Source organism: Acinetobacter sp. YH12241, assembly GCF_013417535.1.
Taxonomy (GTDB): Bacteria; Pseudomonadota; Gammaproteobacteria; order Pseudomonadales; family Moraxellaceae; genus Acinetobacter.
The window spans coordinates 1-22,502 of record NZ_VPDQ01000004.1 but is presented as its reverse complement, the minus strand read 5'-3'; the positions used below and the strand labels follow the sequence as shown (position 1 = coordinate 22,502).

Annotated in this window: 23 protein-coding genes and 1 pseudogene; 11 read left to right on the top strand and 13 right to left on the bottom strand. The window is 41.4% G+C overall.

Features of this window, described 5'->3' with window-relative positions; all coding sequences use genetic code 11:
- The first annotated feature begins 182 nt into the window (after positions 1-182).
- From FTV18_RS03445 to FTV18_RS03435, 3 genes are read left to right on the top strand one after another with little or no spacing between them, the layout of a single operon-like run.
- The gene (locus tag FTV18_RS03445; RefSeq protein ID WP_159124389.1) at positions 183-1,187 is read left to right on the top strand and encodes a TAXI family TRAP transporter solute-binding subunit; all 1,005 of its coding nucleotides are present in this window, start codon (positions 183-185) and stop codon (positions 1,185-1,187) included.
- Positions 1,187-1,672 carry a DUF1850 domain-containing protein gene (locus FTV18_RS03440; RefSeq protein WP_180011994.1) on the top strand — a complete coding sequence of 162 codons (486 nt, stop codon included), beginning with the start codon at positions 1,187-1,189 and terminating at the stop codon, positions 1,670-1,672. Before FTV18_RS03445 ends, FTV18_RS03440 begins: the two co-directional genes overlap by 1 nt.
- Positions 1,669-3,684 carry a TRAP transporter permease gene (locus FTV18_RS03435; RefSeq protein WP_166139308.1) on the top strand — a complete coding sequence of 672 codons (2,016 nt, stop codon included), beginning with the start codon at positions 1,669-1,671 and terminating at the stop codon, positions 3,682-3,684. Before FTV18_RS03440 ends, FTV18_RS03435 begins: the two co-directional genes overlap by 4 nt.
- A 40-nt stretch (positions 3,685-3,724) precedes the next feature.
- On the opposite strand, the gene apbC is transcribed toward FTV18_RS03435, so the two are convergent.
- Positions 3,725-4,984, bottom strand: coding sequence for an iron-sulfur cluster carrier protein ApbC (apbC, locus tag FTV18_RS03430; RefSeq protein WP_180011996.1), 1,260 nt, complete (start codon positions 4,982-4,984; stop codon positions 3,725-3,727).
- Between the two features lie 289 nt (positions 4,985-5,273).
- Positions 5,274-6,077: a hypothetical protein gene (locus tag FTV18_RS03425; protein ID WP_180011998.1), complete on the bottom strand. Its 804-nt coding sequence runs from the start codon at positions 6,075-6,077 to the stop codon at positions 5,274-5,276.
- A gap of 314 nt (positions 6,078-6,391) precedes the next feature.
- Between FTV18_RS03425 and metG the strand changes: the two genes are divergently transcribed.
- Both metG and FTV18_RS03415 read left to right on the top strand, forming a co-directional pair.
- Positions 6,392-8,452 carry a methionine--tRNA ligase gene (gene metG, locus FTV18_RS03420; RefSeq protein WP_166139312.1) on the top strand — a complete coding sequence of 687 codons (2,061 nt, stop codon included), beginning with the start codon at positions 6,392-6,394 and terminating at the stop codon, positions 8,450-8,452.
- A gap of 196 nt (positions 8,453-8,648) precedes the next feature.
- The gene (locus FTV18_RS03415; RefSeq protein WP_034581100.1) at positions 8,649-9,005 is read left to right on the top strand and encodes a hypothetical protein; all 357 of its coding nucleotides are present in this window, start codon (positions 8,649-8,651) and stop codon (positions 9,003-9,005) included.
- Positions 9,006-9,070: 65 nt separating this feature from the next.
- Here FTV18_RS03415 and FTV18_RS15845 read toward each other — a convergent pair whose 3' ends face one another.
- Positions 9,071-9,187, bottom strand: coding sequence for a hypothetical protein (locus tag FTV18_RS15845; RefSeq protein WP_373683639.1), 117 nt, complete (start codon positions 9,185-9,187; stop codon positions 9,071-9,073).
- Positions 9,188-9,452: 265 nt separating this feature from the next.
- Here FTV18_RS15845 and FTV18_RS03410 point away from each other — a divergent pair, with 265 nt between their 5' ends.
- Entirely contained in the window at positions 9,453-10,433 is a 981-nt protein-coding gene (locus tag FTV18_RS03410; protein WP_180012001.1) for an MBL fold metallo-hydrolase, read from the top strand.
- A gap of 449 nt (positions 10,434-10,882) precedes the next feature.
- Positions 10,883-12,070, top strand: a complete 1,188-nt coding sequence (locus FTV18_RS03405; protein WP_180012003.1) for an ammonium transporter — start codon at positions 10,883-10,885, stop codon at positions 12,068-12,070.
- Between the two features lie 63 nt (positions 12,071-12,133).
- Here FTV18_RS03405 and FTV18_RS03400 read toward each other — a convergent pair whose 3' ends face one another.
- Together FTV18_RS03400 and FTV18_RS03395 are read right to left on the bottom strand one after the other, a co-directional pair.
- Positions 12,134-12,757 carry a LysE family translocator gene (locus tag FTV18_RS03400; protein ID WP_004785033.1) on the bottom strand — a complete coding sequence of 208 codons (624 nt, stop codon included), beginning with the start codon at positions 12,755-12,757 and terminating at the stop codon, positions 12,134-12,136.
- A 102-nt stretch (positions 12,758-12,859) separates the two neighbouring features.
- Positions 12,860-13,045: an NF038215 family lipoprotein gene (locus FTV18_RS03395; RefSeq protein ID WP_180012005.1), complete on the bottom strand. Its 186-nt coding sequence runs from the start codon at positions 13,043-13,045 to the stop codon at positions 12,860-12,862.
- Positions 13,046-13,223: 178 nt separating this feature from the next.
- Here FTV18_RS03395 and FTV18_RS03390 point away from each other — a divergent pair, with 178 nt between their 5' ends.
- Positions 13,224-14,084 carry a 1-aminocyclopropane-1-carboxylate deaminase/D-cysteine desulfhydrase gene (locus tag FTV18_RS03390; RefSeq protein WP_180012008.1) on the top strand — a complete coding sequence of 287 codons (861 nt, stop codon included), beginning with the start codon at positions 13,224-13,226 and terminating at the stop codon, positions 14,082-14,084.
- A 24-nt stretch (positions 14,085-14,108) separates the two neighbouring features.
- Here FTV18_RS03390 and FTV18_RS03385 read toward each other — a convergent pair whose 3' ends face one another.
- The gene (locus FTV18_RS03385) at positions 14,109-14,432 is read right to left on the bottom strand and encodes a hypothetical protein (RefSeq protein WP_004785040.1); all 324 of its coding nucleotides are present in this window, start codon (positions 14,430-14,432) and stop codon (positions 14,109-14,111) included.
- Positions 14,433-14,620: 188 nt separating this feature from the next.
- Here FTV18_RS03385 and FTV18_RS03380 point away from each other — a divergent pair, with 188 nt between their 5' ends.
- Positions 14,621-15,820, top strand: a complete 1,200-nt coding sequence (locus FTV18_RS03380; RefSeq protein WP_180012010.1) for an NAD(P)/FAD-dependent oxidoreductase — start codon at positions 14,621-14,623, stop codon at positions 15,818-15,820.
- Positions 15,821-15,854: 34 nt separating this feature from the next.
- Here the strand turns inward: FTV18_RS03380 and FTV18_RS03375 are convergent, their stop codons facing one another.
- The 4 genes from FTV18_RS03375 to FTV18_RS03360 all read right to left on the bottom strand — a co-directional run bounded on the left by FTV18_RS03375 (position 15,855) and on the right by FTV18_RS03360 (position 18,759).
- Positions 15,855-16,007: a hypothetical protein gene (locus tag FTV18_RS03375; RefSeq protein WP_180012012.1), complete on the bottom strand. Its 153-nt coding sequence runs from the start codon at positions 16,005-16,007 to the stop codon at positions 15,855-15,857.
- A 129-nt stretch (positions 16,008-16,136) separates the two neighbouring features.
- Entirely contained in the window at positions 16,137-16,304 is a 168-nt protein-coding gene (locus FTV18_RS03370; RefSeq protein WP_180012014.1) for a hypothetical protein, read from the bottom strand.
- A gap of 67 nt (positions 16,305-16,371) precedes the next feature.
- Entirely contained in the window at positions 16,372-18,207 is a 1,836-nt protein-coding gene (locus FTV18_RS03365; RefSeq protein WP_180012016.1) for a mechanosensitive ion channel, read from the bottom strand.
- A gap of 198 nt (positions 18,208-18,405) precedes the next feature.
- Positions 18,406-18,759, bottom strand: coding sequence for a hypothetical protein (locus FTV18_RS03360; RefSeq protein WP_034702043.1), 354 nt, complete (start codon positions 18,757-18,759; stop codon positions 18,406-18,408).
- A gap of 407 nt (positions 18,760-19,166) precedes the next feature.
- Here FTV18_RS03360 and FTV18_RS03355 point away from each other — a divergent pair, with 407 nt between their 5' ends.
- Entirely contained in the window at positions 19,167-19,589 is a 423-nt protein-coding gene (locus FTV18_RS03355) for a hypothetical protein (protein ID WP_180016890.1), read from the top strand.
- Positions 19,590-19,901: 312 nt separating this feature from the next.
- Here FTV18_RS03355 and FTV18_RS03350 read toward each other — a convergent pair whose 3' ends face one another.
- Positions 19,902-20,663 (bottom strand): ferredoxin--NADP reductase, encoded by a 762-nt coding sequence (locus FTV18_RS03350; RefSeq protein WP_180012018.1) that lies wholly within the window; start codon positions 20,661-20,663, stop codon positions 19,902-19,904.
- A gap of 85 nt (positions 20,664-20,748) precedes the next feature.
- Here FTV18_RS03350 and gigC point away from each other — a divergent pair, with 85 nt between their 5' ends.
- Complete coding sequence (gene gigC / locus FTV18_RS03345) at positions 20,749-21,627, top strand: LysR family transcriptional regulator GigC (RefSeq protein ID WP_159124400.1); 879 nt, start codon at positions 20,749-20,751, stop codon at positions 21,625-21,627.
- A gap of 46 nt (positions 21,628-21,673) precedes the next feature.
- Here gigC and FTV18_RS03340 read toward each other — a convergent pair whose 3' ends face one another.
- On the bottom strand, positions 21,674-22,255 hold the full coding sequence (locus tag FTV18_RS03340; RefSeq protein ID WP_159124401.1) for a cold shock domain-containing protein: 582 nt from the start codon (positions 22,253-22,255) through the stop codon (positions 21,674-21,676).
- A gap of 101 nt (positions 22,256-22,356) precedes the next feature.
- A pseudogene (locus FTV18_RS03335) lies at positions 22,357-22,502 on the bottom strand (IS4 family transposase); the annotation flags it as partial.

Here is a 22,502-nt window from a genome sequence, read left to right as displayed (position 1 = left end):
CAACATATTGATAAAGCAAAATTTCGAAAAAAATGTTATTAAAGGTATTCAGACAAAATAATTGCTGTTAAATTGTACAAGGACAACAATTGATAATTCACATTTTTTAACATCCAGACGGTTTAGTATATTGTTGTTTTAATTATATTTTAAGAACTACAGAATAATATCAGGAGTCATATATGAATAAATGGATCAAACTTTCAGTCATGAGTTTAGCGCTATCAGGTGTAGTTGCTTGCTCGAATGATAATGCACAAAATAAATCAGATAATCAGGCTGCATCTGGCGAGAGCGTAGCTGCAGATAAACTGCAAACCCGATTTGTCAATATTGCGACAGGCGGTGCCTCAGGCCCTTATAATGTCATCGGAACAGGATTGGCTGAAATCTATAACAAGACCTACGGCGTAAGTTCCAAAACCCAGACCACAGGGGCTTCTGTCGAAAATCTAAATTTATTAAAACAGAACAAAGTTGAAATGGCCTTTGTCATGAGCGACAGCTTAACTGAAGCAATTAATGGTCAAGGCAGTTTTAGTTCTAAAATTGACAACGTGCAGCAGATCGCTGCGCTTTATCCAAACTATGTACAGATTGTCACTTCAAAACGTTCTGGTATCAAAAATATTGAAGATCTCAAAGGCAAACGTATTGCAGTGGGCGCCCAGAATTCAGGTGTAGAAGTGAATGCCCGTACTCTATTGAACGGTTTTGGTATCACTTATAAGGATGTCAAAGTAGATTACTTAGGTTATGCCGAAGCAGCTGATGCCTTGAAAGGCGGTAAACTGGATGCAGCCTTCCTGACCAGTGGTCTTCCAAACTCTTCACTGATGGAGCTGCAACAGGGCTTTGATCTACAACTGGTGAGTATTAATCCAGATAAAGTGAAAGCGATTGCCAAAGATCAGGCGTATTTCCTGCCAATGACCATTCCTAAAGGGACCTATGGCAATGCTGAAGATATTCCTACAGCTGCGATCATGAATGCGCTGGTGGTTCGCTCAGATTTGTCTACCGATGATGTATATAAGCTAACCAAGACGTTCTTCTCCAGCTTGGATCAACTCGCCAATTCACATCAGGCTGCTAAAGAAATCACTTTAGAAGGTGCACAAAAAGGTCTGGTTGCTCAACTGCATCCGGGCGCGCAAAAATTCTATGATGAGAATAAAGCGAACTGATGAAATGGATACAAGGTGCAGCGATTGCTGCACTTTTTAGTTTGGCTGCTTTTTTTATTAGCTGTGTTTGGATGACATTTCCGTATATTTTTGTGGAAGTGAAAGAGCAAAATTTTCAGTGCAAAATTGACCAGAAATCCTTTCAGCTCAGCTGGATGCATTCGGTAGAAAGAACACAGTGGAAAGAACGTTATCTTCTAGACAAGGACCATTTCATTCTGACAGATACTCAGTTCATTTCATTTGGTGCGGGTACACCTGATCAAGGTACTATTACTCGACAGGATGATGGCAACATCCATATGCAAATCAACCGAGAGATGAAAGAACTCAACTGGGTCATTTCACGCAGAATGCAGGGACAAATTGAGAGTGCTGATCGGATCTGGAATATTTATCAGGATTTTCCCGACTACAGCACGGTACAACTTTCTATAAGAAAAGACAGCCTATGGAAAAAAAGAGGTTTAAATGATTGCCTATGAATCCACAAGAAACAAGAAATGTGACCGAAGCACTGGATGATCAACAGCAACAAGAATTATTAGAAAAATTTGACCGTGAATCTGTCACTCGCAATCCGATCAACAAATCGGTTCGCTGGTTTATTGCTGCCTTGGCAATATCCTATTCGTTATTTCATCTTTATATTACTTTTAATCCCTTACCCGAACTGATTCAACGTGCAGCCCATGTATCCATTGGTCTGGCGCTGATTTTCTTGTTGTATCCAGCACGTCAGGCCAGTAGCCGGCAAAAGGTAGCATGGACGGACTGGATTTGGGTGATCGCCTCTTTTGCTTCTTTCTTTTATTTATTTAAAGAGTATCAAGCGATTATGACCACTCGGGGAGGCATTCCCAATACGCTGGACATTGTCTTCTCGATTATGACAGTAGTATTGGTGGTTGAGGCTGCTCGAAGGGTAATGGGCTGGATGTTGCCGATCTTAGGACTGATTTTCTTAAGCTATCCATTTGTCAGTCATTTTGAATGGATGCCGGATCGCTTGCTCACTCGCCCCTATACATTCAGTGATATTTTCGGACAAATGTATCTGAAGACTGAAGGTTTATATTCTTCAGCCATTGGTGCTTCAGTCACCTTTATTTTCCTGTTTATCCTGTTTGGTGCCTTTCTGGCGAAATCAGGAATGGGAAAATTATTTAATGATCTCGCCATGGCACTTGCGGGACATAAGCAAGGTGGACCAGCCAAGGTCGCGGTGATTTCCAGCGGTTTTATGGGCAGTATCAACGGGACGGCGGTTGCCAATGTCGTAGGAACAGGTTCATTTACCATTCCTTTAATGAAGAAAATTGGCTATCACAAAAACTTTGCCGGTGCAGTGGAAGCCAGTGCTTCTGTCGGCGGGCAGATCTTGCCGCCAGTAATGGGTGCCAGTGCCTTCATCATGGCAGAAACCACGGGTGTCAGTTATGGCACGATTGCCTTAGCTGCGGTATTACCTGCCCTGCTGTATTATCTCGGTGTGATGGCACAAGTCCATTTCAGAGCTGGTCGGGATCATCTGAAAGGCGTTCCCAAAGCTGACCTACCACGAGTCAAAGAAGTCCTGAAAGAACGAGGACATTTATTATTTCCAATCGTTGCTTTGGTATTCTTTTTATTCCAGTCGATTCCAGTGAGTTATGCCGCTGTTTATACAATTTTGTTGACCATTGTGGTGGCAGCATTCAGAAAATCTACCCGTATGGGACCTAAGGAAATTCTGGAGGCTTTAGCTGATGGCGCCAAGCAGTCACTTTCAGTGATGGCTGCCTGTGCGGTCGTGGGTATCATTATTGGTGTGGTGAGTTTGACTAGCTTTGGTTCTGTCATGACTTCTTCAATCATGAGTATTGGTGCTGGCAGTCTGTTCCTCACCCTGTTCTTCACCATGATTGCATCGATGATTCTGGGCATGGGTCTACCATCGATTCCTGCCTATATCATTACCGCGACGATGGCAGCACCTGCTTTGGCCAACTTTGATATTCCAATCCTAGTCGCACATATGTTTGTGTTTTATTTTGGCCTGTTTGCCAATATTACCCCACCAGTTGCCTTAGCCGCCTTTGCTGGTGCCGGGATTGCAGGTGGTGACCCAATGCGGACTGGATTCCTGGCCTTGCGCCTATCCCTAGCCGGATTTATTGTGCCCTTCCTGTTTGTCTATAACCCGGCGATGCTGATGATTGATACAACAGATATTGCCGTGAATGCCAAAGAATTTGCCTTACCGGCATGGAATGTCATTTTAAGCATTACCGTAACATCCATTGTCGGCATTCTGGCACTTGGCGCTGCAGTAGAAGGCTACTTTAAAACCGCGATGAATTGGTTCTGGCGCATCTTCCTAGGGGTTGGCGCTCTCATGATGATTGTGCCTGAGACCATGACCGATATTATCGGCACCATCATGGTGATTATTGCAATTGGCTTTAATATCATTCAGGCAAGAAAAGAAAATACAGCTACGACTAAAACCTCATAAAAAAAAGAGAGCTTAAGCTCTCTTTTTTTATTATAGAATCTTAGAAAATACGAGTTTTATCTTTTTCTGCTTTTGGCAATTTTGCTGCAATTTTCTGAGCAATGGCCATATAACTTTCAGCAGCATCATCTCCAGCAATCACTGAAGGCTTACCGGCATCGGCATTTTCACGAATCACTGCATTCAAAGGCAAGCGGCCGAGCAATGGAATATTGTATTGCTCTGACAGTTTATCACCGCCGCCTGTACCAAAGATCTGTTCTTCATGACCGCAGTTCGAGCAGATATGGGTCGACATATTTTCGACTACACCCATCACTGGAATCTGCACACGGTTAAACAGTTCAATACCTTTAGTTGCATCCAGCAATGCCACATTTTGCGGTGTGGTCACAATCACTGCACCCGTTACCGGAATACGCTGAGCGAGCGTTAACTGGATATCACCTGTACCTGGTGGCATATCAATCATCAATACATCCAGATCTGGCCATAAAGTTTGATTGAATAGCTGCATCAAGGCACCTGTTGCTTTCGGACCGCGCCAAGCAACTGGCGTATTATTATCACCCGTTAGGTGGCCAATCGACAGCACTGCCATACCATAGGCATCGAGTGGGACAAACTGCTCGGCTTCGATCATCGGGGTTTTGCCGGCATTGCCGAGCATCGTCGGAATACTTGGACCATAAATATCCGCATCCAGTACACCCACTTTCAAACCTAATTTTTGCAAAGCCAAAGCCAGATTCACAGTTGTGGTTGATTTACCTACACCGCCCTTACCTGAAGAGACCAGAATGACATTCTGAATGCGTGGATGCTTCGGCACATCACGTTGCTGTGGAGCAGCTTTCTGGATCGGCGGATTATTTGGGTCAGCTTCTGCTTGAGCTGCATGACCTGAAGCATCAACCACAGGTGGCAGATTCGATTTTGGAGCAGCAGTTTGCGGCTGGCTGGAACAGCTCTCGCCTTCTGCATGATGATGTCCACAACCGCCTTCTTTTTTATGACCCGTCTTTTGCTGAATCACATGCAGGTTCAGTTCTTTAATACCGCATTTCTCTAGCGCATCCGCCAGTTCATCATGAATCTGCTGTAACTGCTCTTTTTCTTCCGGATAGGTATTAATGGTGATCTGTAGTATCTCACCTTGCACATTGACCTGAGTAATCCGGTCTTTCAGCGCATTGCTAGAATTTGGCAAGATATAGTTTTGCAGTACGTTCTGCACAGCTTCTTCGTTCACCTCCTTGGAAGGCGAAAAAACCGATTTAAGCGAAGAAAGCCAGGACATAGGTTACTCCAAAAATATAGATAGACATCTGAATAGCTTAGTTTAACGAGGTTTTAGTCTCAGGTTAAGCAATCTGTATTCAGAAGCCTGAAAGACAAATATAATTTCCAACTATTTTACTTGGTTTTAAAGAGTTACAGGGAAGAAAATTTATAAAGTCAGCATTACATCTTATTTATTGTTTTATATTATTGATATTTTAAAATTTTAAATAAAATTAACTAGATAGTATCCATTAAAAAGCCACTTCATTCAAAAATTAAATGAAGTGGCTTTCAACATGAAATGATTATTTATGATTTTTATCTTGATCGGTCTTGTTTTGCCCAGATTGATCAGCCTTATCCTGATCCTTTTTAGCATCATCTTTATTATTGGTCTGATCTGAATTTTGATCCTTATCCGTAGCATCCTTAGAAGAAGAATCCTGATCCTGCTTTTTAGAATCACCTGACTGAGGCTGGTCATCGCCTTTCATTTTAGTCATGGTTTCAGCCGCCATCTGTTTCAACTCATTCAGTTTCGTAGCAGCTTCATTCACCAACTCACTAATTTTGACCTTAGTATCTTCAAACTTGTGTAGCGCTTCATCTTTTAAATTTGCCATGCGATCCTGGTCAGCCTGATTTGCTGATTTATCTCCAGAACTTTGATCCTGTGCCTTTTTCGAATCATCTGAACCTTGCTCGCCGTTTTTCTGGCTGTCTGATTTGCCATTTTTTAACTCATTCAGAATCTTTTCGCCTTTTTGCAACAGCTCTTCACCAATTGCGATGGCTTTCGCTTTTAAGTCATCCATTTTGGTACTTTCAGCTTTTTTATCTGATTCATCACCATGATTAGATTGGTCATTTTTAGACGCATCTTTTTGCTCTGATTGCTGATTATCTGATGCTTTAGAGTCTTGCTGTTTATCAGAATTTTCATCAGCACCATTTTTTTGGGCTTCTAGGACTTCTTCATGCTTCTGCTTATGCTGTTTATCAATCTTGTTCTGCTTCTGCTCTTGTTCAATCTTGTCATGCAGTTCTCGTGCATGTTGTTCTTTATCTTGATTCTGTTTTGAAGTACTTGTCTGGTTATTCTGAGTCATGAGTACCCTCCTAAGGCGTCATAATAAAAATGATCAGCCAAATTTTTAGCACAAAGCATGCAATGACGTGGGTGAATTAAGCAAACTGCAACAAAGCCTGTACATGTTGTTGCTATTGCTTGCAGGAAGTAGCATCAACTTATCTCAATCGAATTTTTAAGGGTCAATTACCTGTCTATAGCCTGTTTTTGTATTCTGAATATTCGGCCTGATTTATTCCTTGTGCTTCTGTAAAAGCATTTCTTTGTAATCCCTTCTGCATCATGTAAAATTATGGCCCATTGCATAATGAATACGAATGAGAGAGTGAATCCGTGCGTAAAATCCTAGTCACCAATGCCCTTCCTTACGCCAATGGCCCGATTCATATGGGTCACTTACTCGGCTATATCCAGGCTGATATATGGGTACGTGCGATGCGCGCGATGGGTCATGACGTGACGTATGTCTGTGCGGATGATGCTCATGGTACAGCGATCATGCTGCGTGCTGAGGCAAATGGCATTTCACCTGAAGCACAGATTGCCAATGTGCAAAAAGAACATATTCGTGACTTTGACGGTTTCGGTGTGCATTTCGATCATTATGACTCTACCCACAGTGATACTAACCGCGCCCGTGCTTCAGAAATCTATATCAAAAACCGTGAAGCCGGTAATATTGCAGTTCGCCCTGTAACCCAGTTATTTGACCCTGAAAAAGGCATGTTCCTGTCAGACCGTTTCATTAAGGGTACATGCCCAAAATGTAAGGCGGAAGATCAATACGGCGATTCATGTGAAGTTTGCGGTACAACTTACAACGCGACTGAATTATTAAATCCAAAATCGACTTTAAGCGGCGCGACTCCTGTTGAGAAATCTTCGGACCATTACTTCTTTAAACTGCCAAATTTTGGTGAATACCTGCAAAAATGGACCCGTGACGAAGGCCGTCTACCCGTATCTATCGCCAACAAATTAGATGAATGGTTTGACAATGGCTTGAACGACTGGGACATCTCACGTGATGCACCGTATTTCGGCTTTGAAATTCCTGATGCGCCAAACAAATATTTCTATGTGTGGGTGGATGCGCCAATCGGCTATATGTCGAGCTTCGAGAATTACATCAAAACTAAACGTCCTGATTTAAGCTTCGATGATTTCTGGAAAAAAGATTCTAAAAATGAAGTCTATCACTTCATTGGTAAAGACATCGTTTACTTCCATGCCCTGTTCTGGCCTGCAATGCTGGAAGGTGCAGACTACCGTACACCAACCGGTTTATTCGTGAATGGCTTCCTGACTGTAAATGGTCAGAAGATGTCTAAATCTCGCGGTACCTTCATTAAAGCTGAAACTTATTTACAGCATTTGAACCCTGAATACCTGCGTTATTACTTTGCTTCTAAACTTTCTGACAAGGTTGAAGATTCTGACCTGAATCTGGATGACTTCGTTCAGAAAGTGAATTCGGACCTAGTGGGTAAAGTAGTGAATATCGCCAGCCGTTGTGCAAAATTCATCAATACCAAGTTTGACAACAAGCTAAGTGCAACTTGTGCCGAGCCTGAACTGGTTCAAAGCTTTATTGATGCTGGCGATTCAATTGCCAAAGCTTATGAAACCCGTGAATTCTCGGCAGCGATCCGTGAAATCATGGCACTTGCAGATAAAGCCAACCAATACATTGATGAGAAAAAACCTTGGGCTTTAGCGAAAATTGAAGGCGAAGAACAACAGGTTCACGATGTGTGTTCTGTCGGTATTAACCTATTCCGTCAATTGGCTGTGTATTTAGCTCCAGTGTTACCAACATTGGCTGCTCAGGTTCAGGCCTTCCTAAAACTAGCTTCTTTCGACTTTGCTTCACGTACAGAAATCTTAACAGGTCATGAAATTGCATTGTTCCAGCCATTGATGCAACGTGTTGATCCGAAAGCTGTGGCTGCGATGGTCGATGCATCTAAAGATTCTTTAGCTGCACCTGCTGCTGAACCAGCAAAAGCTGAGAAGAAAAAAGAGAAAGCCAAAGAGAAGAAAGCTGAGCCTAAAGTCGGTGAAGCTGAAATCATCACCATTGATGACTTCATCAAAGTTGACCTGCGTGTAGCGGAAGTTCTGGATGCTGCAACGGTTGAAGGTTCTGACAAGCTTTTACAACTCACGTTAAATGTCGGTGAAGCTGAACCACGTAATGTCTTCAGCGGTATCCGTGAGTTTTATAAACCGGAAGACCTGAAAGGTAAACTGGTGGTGATGGTTGCGAACCTTGCTCCACGTAAAATGCGTTTTGGTATTTCAAACGGTATGGTACTTGCGGCTGGTAATGGCGAAGGCGTTTGGGTGATTTCACCTGAATCTGGTGCTAAACCGGGTGATAAAGTTTCTTAAGATTTAGGTCTTAGATAGAAGAAAAGCCTCTACTGATGTAGGGGCTTTTTACTTAGTCTAATAAAATAATACTCAGCCAATAAAAGTTCTTCATCTTTAATTTTTTTACCATTTATACAATATATTTTCTTGTTTTTAAAAAATATATCTATAGAATTTAAACGCTTTTTTATTTTTAGAATTATTCGGGGTAAACATGAAAAAATTACTAGTTTCAGCTTTAGCAGCATCAACAATTGTATTCACAGGATGTTCAGTTCGTATGGCTGATATGACTGTAGCTTCAACGAAAAACTTCAACCTAAACTCAACTCAGTTCGTTAAAGGCGAACGCGTTAAAGGCGAAGATAAAGTTCCAGTAATTTTATTCCCTTTAGGTATTCCTAATTTCAAAACAGCAGTAGATCGTGCAATTGAAAAAGATCGTTGTGCAGTAGCACTTTCTGATGTAGTCATCACTCAACTAAATCAAGCATTTCTTGTAGGCCAAATTGGCTATCGCGTAGAAGGCACTCAAATTATTGACCGTTCTCAGCCTGAATGCAGTAAATAATTGCTTATTAAAAAAGCCTCTATCTTTAGAGGCTTTTTTAGGTCGATCTATAAATCAGATAGCACTTATTTATCAAGGAAAAATTCCCAGATGACATAGCCAATGCCGAAGCCCAGCAATGAATATAAGGTAATAATGAAAAATACAAATGCTGCATTATTTTTCTTTTTCCAAAAACTCATAGTGATACCCAAGGCTGTTTGCAATGCCCCATGTTAACGGGCTTTTTTATAAAAGTGAAATTTATCTAAGTAATTTATTTATAAAAATATTTTTAGAAAAAAACTTTTATTTTCTTAAAAAATCAATATACAGATTCAAACTGAATGCCTAGTACAGATATTCAATTCCTCTTCTCTCTTTTAAAAAAGGTAAATATTTTTATATTCTATTTTCATGCTTTACATGCTAATACATAGCATAAACTTCACAACCATAAGAATTGCCATGAATATTTTAAAGACCTCCCTCCTCACCTCTCTACTTTCATTTTCTGTTTTGGGTGTAAGTGTGAGTCAGGCTGCTGAACCTGCAACAATTGCTTTACAAAAACAAGTCGCCGGCTACTATCATCACCAAATTGGTAATACTCAGATTACTGCCCTGCTGGATGGCACAAACTACTTAAATCCATCGATGTTTAAAGGCCTAAATGATGCAGAAAAAACTGAGATTTTGAAGAAATATCATGCCGATCAAGCCAAAGGCATACAGACTTCAGTCAATGCTTTCCTGATTAATACAGGCAATCAACTGCTCATGGTGGATAGCGGTGCTGCAAGCTGCTTTGGTGCACACTTAGGGTCAATTTATAACAACCTCAAGGCATCAGGTTATCAGCCTGCTCAAGTGAGTGGTATTTTCCTGACTCATCTCCACCCTGATCATGTTTGTGGCATTTCAAATAACGGCGCAGCAAATTATCCAAATGCCACCTTACATATTTCTAAAACCGAATATGACTACTGGCTAAGTCCAAATACCGTTAAAAAACTACCGAAAGACCAGCAGGAGGGTTTCTTAGGCACCGTAGAGAAAATTAAAGCAGCCCTTGCACCCTATGAAAAAGCTAAAAAAGTGAAAGTCTTTTCTGATAAATCTTTAGCCTTTGGTGGGATCGAGTTTAAGCCATCCTTTGGTCATACCCCAGGGCATTACAGCTTTAAACTCAAAGCAGATGGTCAAGAAGTCGTATTTGTCGGTGACATCGTCCATTCACATACCTTGCAATTCGACAAACCTGAAACAGCCATAGAATTCGATGTTGATCCTAAAACTGCGGTGCAAACCCGTTTAAAGCATTTTGCTGAATATGCCAAGCAAGGCCAGACCATTGCAGCACCACATTTACCATTCCCAGGGATCGGTCATATTTACTCAAAAGATGGAAAGAGCTATCAATGGATTCCCGTACATTTTAAAGATTAATTGAATACTTCAGATTTTAGCTCCGGATGAAACCCTAATTTGTTAGGGTTTTATTTATTGGAAATATAGCTAATCAATAGCCTATATGACTTCTAAAATTTAAAACCATGATCTACTTTTGCAATTCAAAATCATCTTTCACTTATTTTTTTTAAATTTTTTCTTAAAAATCCTTTTACTTTTCATGTGCACCTTTAACACACATTTTTAACATGCCATTTTCCCGTGATAAAGCTAAATATCTAAAAAACAAAATATAAATTTAAATTTTATCTTTTCTTATGATGTCTTAGTTTGGTGCATAAAATTCTATTGTGCTTTATATCGAGTCTTGTCAGTTTCAAGAAATTCATTATCAAAATTTCCCTTGTTAGTAACTCTTTTCGAATCAGTTTGCCTCTATATACTGGATTTCTTTTGTGATTCTATGCACTAAATTGGAACGCACAATGCAAAATATAGACTTATTATTTCTCCTTCTCGGTGCAGTTCTAGTGCTCGCTATGCATGCAGGATTTGCGTTTTTAGAACTAGGGACAGTTCGCCATAAGAATCAGGTCAATGCCTTAAGTAAAATTCTCACTGACTTTTCCCTCTCCGCCATCGCTTACTTTCTGGTGGGCTACTATATTGCCTATGGTCAGCATTTTTTCCACGATGCTTCTACTCTAGCAGCCGATCATGGTTATAACCTGATGCGCTGTTTCTTCCTGCTAACCTTTGCCGCAGCTATTCCTGCGATTATCTCGGGAGGCATTGCTGAACGGGCCAAAATGCGTTCGCAGGCTTTAGCGACTTTATTTCTGGTGGCTCTGATTTATCCATTTTTTGAAGGGATGATCTGGAATGGCAACTTTGGTTTTCAGGACTGGTTGGCAGATACCTTTGGTGCCAGCTTCCACGATTTCGCCGGCTCTGTGGTCGTGCATGGCATGGGAGGCTGGATTGCTCTGGCCGCGGTCGTTTTACTTGGTGCACGTAATGGACGCTATAAAAATGATGGCCGGATTACTGCACATCCCCCTTCATCTATCCCTTTCCTTGCTTTAGGCTCATGGATTCTGATTGTCGGCTGGTTTGGCTTTAATGTGATGAGTGCACAGCGCCTGGACGCCATTTCCGGACTGGTTGCAATTAACTCTTTAATGGCAATGGTCGGTGGAACTATTGCGGCAAAAGTAGCCGGTAAAGATGACCCGGGCTTCTTGCATAATGGTCCATTAGCCGGACTAGTTGCCATCTGTGCAGGTTCTGATGTGGTACATCCACTGGGTGCATTATTTATCGGAATCAGCGCAGGCGTAATTTTTGTGAAACTCTTTACCTATACCCAAAATAAACTTAAAGTTGATGATGTATTAGGGGTCTGGCCTTTGCATGGCGTATGTGGTGCTTTCGGTGGAATTGCTGTCGGTGTATTCGGTCAGCAATGGCTAGGAGGTATGGGCGGTGTTTCTATCATTTCACAATTATTCGGTACCGTACTGGCGATTGTAGTGGCTCTGGCAGGTGGATTCCTGGTTTATGGTCTGCTGAAAGTGTTGATCGGTATTCGTCTGAGTCAGGAAGAAGAATTTACCGGTGCGGATTTATCTATTCACCGGATCTCGGCAAATTCGGAAGAAAATATTTTTTAAGAACCAAATTAAAAAAGCCCCGAATCATTGGGGCTTTTTTTATGGTCTGCGATAATTGGAAAATTACTTCATCCCAAAGATCAGCTTTAATCCCAGCACGGTCATGACCGCCCCTGCTGCACGGTCAAAACCGGCTTTAAACTTCAAATATACTCGACGTGGCTTTTCAGCAGAAAGTGCAACGGCCACCAGCGAGCACCAGCCTGCATCAATAAAGAAACATAAAACCGGTAATACAAAATAAAAGTAAGTTGGAATTTCTTTTGGCAAAAGCGCAGTAAAAATACTGGCCAATACAATGGCAATTTTTGGGTTAGATAATTGAGTAATCAAACCTGTCATATAAGCACGACGTAAGGACATCTGAGTTTGACTGTCATCGCCTGCATCGATTGGTTCTTTGGCATGCTTGATAATTTTAAAAGCCAACCAGAGCAGATATAAACCACCACAAATTTTAAGCGCCAGATAGGCAGATGGCACAGCCAGCAAAAATGCCTGCAAACCTAAAACTGCAAGCAGACCAAAAATCGCCGCCCCTGTTCCGGTACCTAAAGCTGTAAATAGGCCATGCTTACGTGAGATCGCAATTGAATTTTTCGCTACATAAATAGAAGTCGGTCCTGGGCTCATTGCACCTAACATGAGGGCAAAGGCAATTGAACCTAAAATCCAAAATGATTCCACGTGACCATCCAAACTTAAAATGAATGGCTTATTTTAAGTAAAAATAATTTATTTTGCTTTAATATTTCTACACAAATGATGCAATATTTGTGCGAAATCCGGCTATTTCTTCAATTGGTCTTGAGCGGTGAGGGATGAATCAAGCATCTTATAATCATGGTCATACACCGGAACTCCGCCAATGATCATGCTTCGTGTATCAGTTTTAGGTTTATTCAGCGGATCATCACAGCCAGATAAGCCTACTAAGAACAATACACTTAAAATCGTACAGGATAGTATTTTCATTATTCTATCCTCCTCTAAGTTCCCTATAAGATTCAGATTAGCAAATTTGTTTAAATTTTCAGCATATGAATTGTGACAATCTACGAAATTTTATTCTTAGTTTAAGGAGCTCATGATTCTGCCATCCTGCTGATTCTATTTCGCTATAATTTGCTCATTCTTAGCTTATGAAAATACCATGTTTGAAAAAATCGCCCAGCATATTCCAGACCAGCGCATCTGGCTGAAAAACAGGTTTGTAACCATACGCCGTCTGGATCTGGTGCATCCACAAATATCAGGCAACAAGTTTTTTAAACTGAAATACAATTTTCTGGAAGCACAGCAACTTGGCTTTAAAAAGCTGCTGACTTTTGGGGGCGCTTATTCCAATCATATTGCCGCAACGGCATTTGCAGCACAGCAGTTTGGCTTTGAGAGTGTCGGCATTATTCGGGGTGAAGAACTGGCTCATCAGCCTTTAAACCCCACTTTAGCGTTGGCACAACAATACGGCATGCAACTGCATTTTGTGAGTCGTGAAGAATATCGACGTAAACAGGACGCTAATTATCTAACAGCGTTAGCACAAAATTTTCCTGCACATTACATCATTCCTGAAGGCGGTACTAATACATTAGCGATTCGGGGATGTCAGGAGATTCTAAAGGACGGCGATGCACAATTTGACGTGATCTGCTGTGCTGTAGGCACTGGTGGCACGATTACAGGTTTGATTGAAGCCAGCCAGCCTCATCAACAGGTATTAGGATTTTCTGCCTTAAAAGGCAACTTCCTGAATGAGGAGGTGGCTAAGCTGACCAAGAAAAGAAACTGGTCCATTCTCGATGATTATTGTTGCAGTGGTTATGCCAAAACCACTCCTGAACTGATCCAGTTTATACAGCACTTTGAAGCTGAATATGATATTCCCTTAGAGCAAATTTATACTGGAAAAATGCTGTTGGGAATTTCAAATCTGATTGAAAAAGGCTGCTTTCCACCAGAAACAAAACTGCTGATCCTGCATACTGGTGGACTACAAGGTCGAAATATTTAAATCGCTTAAAGTTCTGATCGAAACTTAAATGCCTATCGGATTATTTTCATTGAGTGCAATTAGCCCTTTGACCAGCCGATAGACGTGCCAGACAAAGACAAGAAAAATAATCACAAAACCGATTAGAATTACGGTGAGCAGACCACCCAGAATATAGCCCAGTAAGCTGAACCAGAAGGTTTTAATCTGCCAATCCACATGACTTTCTAGCCAGGTGCCTCGCATTTCATCACGTTTAATATAATTCATGATAATGGCGATTAATGGGGTTATTCCCAGGAAAAAACCCAGTAGATGAAGAATATAGCTGATCAGATTATATTGTTTGTATGCTGCCGTATCCGTCATAAATTATTCCTTTCATTGTGATTATTTTTTAGGCATGACAAAACTATGCATGAATCCGCCAGCTGCTTCAAATTATTTATGATAAATATTCGCTAACACGCTGTAATTCGGGTAGCCCCTTTCAGGAATAGACAAAGCTGAAATAAAATTGTCTATAATGCTCCCCTTTCTTCTCCCTTGAGTGTGTCATGTCTGTTCAGCAATACGATGTTTTGGTCATAGGTGCAGGTGCATCAGGTTTAATGACGGCCTATATGGCAGCACAACGTGGTCGTAAAGTCGTAGTCGTTGAAAAAGCCAATAAGGTGGGTAAGAAAATCCTGATGTCCGGTGGTGGCAAATGTAATTTCACCAACCTCTATGTCGAACCTGAAAATTTCATCTCGCACAATCCGTATTTCGTGATTTCAGCACTGACCCGCTATACCAATTGGGATTTTATTGGCATGGTCTGTGAATATGGCATCGAGTATGAAGAACGTAAACACGGACAGCTATTCACCTTAAATGGTGCCAAAGAAATTCTGGCGATGCTGCTGTCCGAATGTGACAAAACTGGTCTGGTCGAGATCAAAACCAACTGCGAAGTGAAAGCTGTCAATACTGTGGACGATCAAGGATTTCAGGTAGCCACTTCTTTAGGATATTTTGAAGTGGAATCTGTTGTGGTTGCTTCAGGTGGCCTGTCAATTCCAACCTTAGGCGGTTCAGGCATCGGCTATGAGATTGCCAAACAGTTTGGACATCATGTCTATCCAACCCGTGCCGGTCTGGTGCCGTTTACTTTCTCGGATAGTTTCAAGGAAGTCACCACCCGTCTGAGCGGTAATGCAGTTGAAGCCACGCTGTCCAATGATTTAAACAGTTTTACTGAAGCTTTACTGTTTACCCATCGTGGTCTGAGCGGCCCTAGCTCCCTACAACTGTCAAATTACTGGGATGTTGGCCAAAGCTTTAAGGTTGATTTTCTACCAAGTGTCGACCTGTTTGATTTCTTTAAATCTAAAAAACAGAGTCAGCCTAAAGTTCTGCTACGTACACTATTGACCGAATATTTACCGAAGAGCGTAGTACTAGAATTACAGAATCTGATCTGGCCTGAAGTGGCTGAAACATTCATCGGCAATATTAGTGATGACAAGCTGGAACAGATTGCCAAACGTTTAAGTGGCTTTGAACTGAAGCCTTCTGGAACTGAAGGTTACCGGACAGCTGAAGTGACTTTGGGCGGCGTAGATACAACCGAAGTTTCATCTAAAACCATGGAAAGCAAAAAGCAGAAAGGCTTGTATTTTGTGGGCGAGATACTGGATGTGACTGGTCATTTGGGAGGTTTTAACTTCCAATGGGCATGGTCATCAGCACATGCCGCATCGGAATATGTTTAATACAGAGATGATCTGGGAAGAGAAAATACTTCGCTTATTCCAGATAATCCGTTTTAAACAGGTTGAGATTGGCCGTATTTTCTAAACGGTCAATCGTCAGTTGCATTTTCTGAGCCGCTTCCTGCAGATGTAAGGGTACTTGATCTGCCATAGGTGCCATGAATTTATGCTGAAATGTTTTCCACATCTTATTGATCTCCTTTTTCTTTATATTTTTAATGCAAGAAAAATACCAAAATCATTTTAGTATTCACTTGAATATTCTATATTTTTTAAAAAAGAAATTCTATGTATAGTGACTAGGCAGTATTTCGACTTAATTAAATTCGTCTGGATCAGGTATTTTCTTATCCAGCTCTTTTTTGGCCTGCTCATCCTGTTTGCTTTTCACAAAGACAAATCGATAAGCAGCTGTAAAAAAGCCAATGGTAATGCCTGCTATCACTAAGGGTGCTAACAGATTATTCGGTTTCTTGGCATTCATTCAGATTTCCTCATAATTAAAAAAATCGACCACTCAAGCGTGGCCGATTTTGTTTAAATAGAACAGGTTAATTCGGGTCATCTTTTTTTGGATGACTATCGACATCCGGTTCTTCTTCACCTGTAGAACCAAATGGATTATTCGCTGGCGGATGAGTTGGATCAACTTGAAGAGAATCCGGTACAGCCTGATCGACATCTGGTGTTACCTGGTCTACACCTGAAGCTTCATCATCCTGTGGTGCAGTGGTCAAGGTCGCTGGCGTACTATTGGATAAATTGGTACGCATTGGCGCATTGTCATCTTGTGATTGATCTTGATTCGGCACAATATTTTCTCCTGTAGTTGAACTGCCTGCACCTGTAGTACCACTGACATCAGCACCTAAACCTGAAGTCATGATATTAGTTTCATTTTTCAAAGGATTTGGTTCTTTAGCTTCTCGTTTAGCTTTATCGATCAAATCAGTCAGTACACGTTCTGCTGGTTGACGGCCACCGAGACCAAAGGCCAAGGCAAAAGCCACTGCAACAGCACCCAGAGTTAAACCGAAGGCCAGATTCACAATCGAGTCAGCAATGCCCATGGCACGTAGACCCATCGCAATGACCAGACCCATGATCAGTACACGAACCAAGTTCGCTAACCAGCGTGAACTGTTGTATTCACCACGTTGCACAATATTGGCAACTACATTGGCCAGCCAGAAGCCGATCACCAGGATTACAGCACCTAGCAGGATGTTTGCACCGAAGTAGATGAACATCGCGATCAGGCCACTCACCTGTTCAAAGCCTAAACGGTCCGCAGCTTCAGAAACTGCAAATAGCATGGTGAACAGTACAATCAGGTAACCCACCAGACTTGATAGTTTGGTTTTGCCCAGGAAGCGTTGTAGATCCAGTTTAGCTGGAACCTCATCTACACCTGTTCCGGCAACGACTTCAGTCACCAGACGTGCTACCAGTCTAGACACCACATAAGCCAGAATCAGGATCAGTGCAGCTGCAATGATATTTGGAATGGCATTCATGATCTCATATAGCATTGCAGTTGCTGGCTGAGAAATGGCTTCAATACCCAGTGCTTCAAATGCAATGATTAATGACGTAATAATTACGACTGCGAAGATGAATGAACCAATCAGTTGAGCGACATTTGAGTTTTTGAAAATGCCGACTTTCTCAGCTTGATGTTGAATATTCAAGCTGTTGAGCAAACCTTCAACTATACCGCGAACGATTTTTGCCAGAATGTATCCGACAAATACAATAACTGCAGCAATGAAGATATTAGGCAGATAACTTACGACATCAGTTAGCATGTTCTGCACAGGTAGTAGTAAACCGTGTAGACCTAGAATCGACAAGACAATTGGCAAGAACAGCAGTAAAATCAGCCAGTAAACAATTTCACTGATATTTTGGCTAATCGGGCTGACACCGACTTCAGCACTCAGCTTTTCATCCAGCTGGGTGCGATCAAGCATTTTTTGCAAGCCGACTTTGACCAGATTCGCCACAATCCACCCGACAAAGGCCACAGCAACAGCCGCCAGCAATTGTGGAATAAAGAGCAGGAACTGCTGGATCATATTACTGAACGGTCCGCTCACTGCTGTCAGATTCAGTACGTTAAGTGCACCGATAACCGCAATAATCAGAATAATCCAGAACACAACACGAGCGATAATACTCTCGACATTAGAGCGATGTCCTGTCGCTGCATTTAAGTGTGTATTGGTCCCTAGTTTTTGCAAGATTTTTTTAACACCTGCCGAGACGAGTAATGCAATAATCCAACCTAGGACTAATATGGCAATTGCACTAAGAATTGGATGAAACTGATCCCAGTAGTACATGGCATCATAGCCACCACGTGGGCCTCTCATATAATCATTCATGTTTTCTGCCCTCTTTGTTATTACGCTATTTATCTGAATTCACGAGCTTATTTTTGAAATCTTCAGCTCTTTCCGATTGTTTATAAAGTTTGGACTTCCTGTGCTTAGCTTGCCTGGAGATACAGAGCTTTGAAAAACATCACCACCTATTGCAAAAAAGCCCTAGTCATGAACCAGAGCTTTTTTTAACAATCTCAATTATTGGGTGGCCTGTTGAGCATCAGTTGCAGTGGCTTCTGCTGTATCTTGTGACATTTCGCCTACAGTGGCTGTTGCTTCTGTCATCGCATCATCTGCAGTAGCCATTGCTTCATTGCTTTCACCGCCTGGAGTAGCCGCCGGACTACCATTATTGGCAGGGGCTTCAGTCGCTGGTACTGGTGTATTAGGCTGGGTCGCAGGCGCATCTGGCTTCACATCTGCAAACATATAGAACAGGACTGCCAGTAAAAAGATACCGACCAAAATCAGGATATAGACAGGAATGCGCTTCTTCTGCGTAATTGCTGCCTGATCATGCAAAGGTGGTTTTTTATTAAAATCATCAACCATGACCATTCTCACTCTTTCTTATTCATAAGTAGATTTTTATCATAACAAGCAGTTATCACAGCTTCTGTGACAAAAGATGGTGAGATAGTGAATGGATGTAAGTTATATGTATGAGTCTGATGAACTTGGTATTAGTTTCAAAAAAAGGCATTTTCTAGCCTGAACATACTATGGTCTTATGGTTAGAAACTCTCTTCCGAGACAATTGATACTGGCAGTTTTTAGCTGATTTATCAGGAATTGAATTATCTATAAAATAAACAATATACCACTATGATTTTATTAAATTTTAAGCACATTTTAAGTGGGCTAAAACATGCTGTAAAAATACCGTTTTTCAATATACCTGCTACTTTGCGCAAAATACGTTATAATTATCCACCTTATTTTTCATGCACCCGAGTTTTATGGCGTACCGTCAACAGAGTGTATCGCTTGATCTTGACACTGACGTCACACATCAATGTGCTTTGCACTACACTCGTGATCAGCATCTGATTGGAATCATTGAATTTAGCAAACCGAGCTTTATGCTACGCTGGCAAGATCTGGAATATTTCCGCCGCCGTACTGAAGAAATGTCGGTAATGCCTTTTCCGGACTGCATTAATGCCATGGTCATTGATGTACGGAATGTTGCGGCCTGGCTAGATAATGACGTTCCGATTATTCCATGGCGCCTACTGGAAGAAGATTGCCCGGTACGTCTAGTTGTGCATGCGGATCGGATCGAGCATTATGCCGGTTTCTTTGAGCCGACCTGGTTAACGACCGATACAGATACTGCCATTCAGGAAATCCGTGACTTTATGGATATGTTTGTTCACTAATATGACAGTATGAAAAAAACCTCCATGACGGAGGTTTTTTTGTACCTAAAAAAATAAAAGTCCCCCTTTAACAAAGGGAGATTTAGGGGGATTCTTTTTAACTTTAAAATATTTTCAGTTTTAATCCATTTCTAATTTAAAGAAGGATGTAACTCCCTTTCCTTTTAAGCGATGAGCAGCACTGCTGCGCAAGGGAGAGGTAAAAGCCCCTCCTTTGCAAAGGAGGGGTTGGGGAGGATTCAAGAACTGACAAATAATCTAACTTTAATCCCTCCTAACCTCCCTTTTAGAAAGGGAGAAACTCTAAAGAAATTACCAATAATTCTCTACCGCAATATTTCCTTCACCACGACGGTTCATAGTCAGGCCACGTGCTTTTAGCGCTTCTTTGGTATCTTCAACCATTTCCGGATTACCACAGAGCATCACGTGACTGGTTTCAGGATTAAGCTGAAGTCCTGCTGCCCGTTCAAGTTTCCCATTTTCAATCAGGATCGGTAAACGATGGTGAAGTGCTGCTTCAGGATCACGAGTAATGATTGGAATAAATTTAAAGCCAGTATGATCTTCGCCAAAGGTCTCGGCAATTTCCTGAATACGGTCGACATAAGCCAGTTCGTCTTGCGTACGGACGCTATAAACCAGGTTAATATGTTTATATTTATTCCAGATTTCAAAGTCTTGCAGCATGGATAAAAATGGTGCCAGACCTGTACCTGTGCCAAGCAGCCATAAATCTTGTGGCAATGGCAATTGATAACGTGCCAAAGTCAGATAACCATAGGGAATTTTCTCTAAGTAGAGTTCATCGCCTACTTTAAGATGTTGTAAATTCGAAGTAAATTTCCCTTCCGGAACCACAATCGAAAAAAATTCCAGCGTTTCATCAAAAGGCGATGACACGACTGAATATGCCCGAACGACCAGTTCATCCCCCACTTTCAAGCCAATACGCGCAAACTGTCCTGCCGTAAACTTGAAATGCGCAGGTCTGGTCATGGTGAAACTAAACAGCGTATTGGTCCAACGGTGTACAGATAAAACCTTTTCTAAGCTAAATTTTTCAATAGACATGATTCAAACGTGGCATCAAAGACTATGCTCATGGTAGCATGACAGCATAATTTATTAATATTTTTTAAATGTTAAGGCTCTATTCATGCGCATGACTTTACGCCAGTTGGCTGTTTTTGTAGCAGTTGCTCAAGAAGGCACCGTCACCAAAGCCAGTGATGCAGTCAAACTCACCCAAAGTGCGGCGAGTATGGCTTTAGCAGATTTAGAAGATGGTCTTGGCGCGCCTTTATTCGACCGTCTTGGTAAGCGTTTACAGCTCAATGACTTAGGTCGTTTTCTTCTCCCGCAAGCTCTTGAAATCCTTGGCCGCTGTGAAGCTTTCGAGCAGGCAGCCAAAGGTGAACTGCAAAGCATTGACCTTCGTCTCGGTGCGACGCTGACCATTTCCGACTATCTGATGCCAGATCTGATGGCGGATTTCCTGAAAATCCAGCCACAGGCTCACTTGCAACTGCAGGTCGGCAATACCCGTCAAATGATCGAAGCCGTAAATCAGTTCCAGCTAGATTTGGCCCTGATTGAAGGTTCTTGCCATTTACCACAACTGCAATGTATTCATTGGCGCGATGATGAACTGGCAGTATGCTGTGCGCCGGATCATCCTCTAGCTCAGCTAAACCGTCCGCTCACTGCTGAAGATTTTAAATCGGTTGAATGGATTTTACGTGAAGAAGGTTCAGGAACTCGTGAAGTCTTTGATAATGCCATTTTAAAAGATGTACCTGATGCCAATATTCGTCTGACTCTAGGTCATAATGAAGCGATTCTGAAGATTGTGGCAGGTGGTTTAGGGATGTCCTGTATTTCCAAGCTGGCGATTGAACCTTTGCAGGAAAAAGGTCAACTGGTCATTCTGAATACTCCATTCTGGTCACTCACCCGTCCTTTATTTATGCTGGTACACCGCCAAAAATATCAAGGACCAGGTCTTAAAGCCTTTATGAAATTCTGTGAAGCATAAATTTCACTTTCAATAAAAAAAAGCGCCTTTTGGCGCTTTTTTTTATTTACCGATGTCCAAATTGGCTTTCACATGGGATCCCATCGCCATCACCATCCATTTTGGTATTTGGACAATTTCTTAAAAAGTATAAAGCTTCTTCATATGAACTCATTTGACTACAATGCTGTCGTCCATCACAGCTAAAATTCTGCTGTACTTGTGGTTCTTCAACTATACGTTGCACTTCTACTGGCTGTATTCTGCTGCTTTGCCAATCCTGATATTTGTTATAAACCGCATAGGCTAAGCCAATCATAATCAGAAATCCAATGTAAGTGCTAAAGCTACTTTTCTTCTCTTGAGATTGTTTTCGTTGAGTAATACGAGGCTTATTTTCTAATGCTCGTGACTGAGGCGTATGTCGAGGGGTTTCCGTTTTGAGATCCAAACGCACAATATTGTCTGCTTTAAACTTGCCTGCATCCTGTACTTTGAGAAACTTTAACCTTTCCCCAACTTTTGGTGGCACATTCTTATTTGGAAAGTCTTTAATATGGAAGAATAAATCTTTTGACTCACCCGCTATCTCAATAAAACCAAAACCTCGTTCTTCGTTATAGGTCTTGATCTTCCCCTCTAAAAACATAATTCACTCTATTGTTTGATATTTTTAACTATTGTATTCAAAAAGCGTTTTTAATTCTAAAAATAAAAAAGCACCGTAAGACATTGCTGTCCCACAATTTTTCACAAGAGGAAGCTCAAATGAGCTTCCTCTTGTTTTATGGGTATTTTATCGGGTGAAAATAAAGCTTTTAAAGTTCTTCTTTCAAACAAATTCACTTGAATTATTCTGAGTAAACGTTGAACTGTCCAACCTGTTTTTCCTAAAT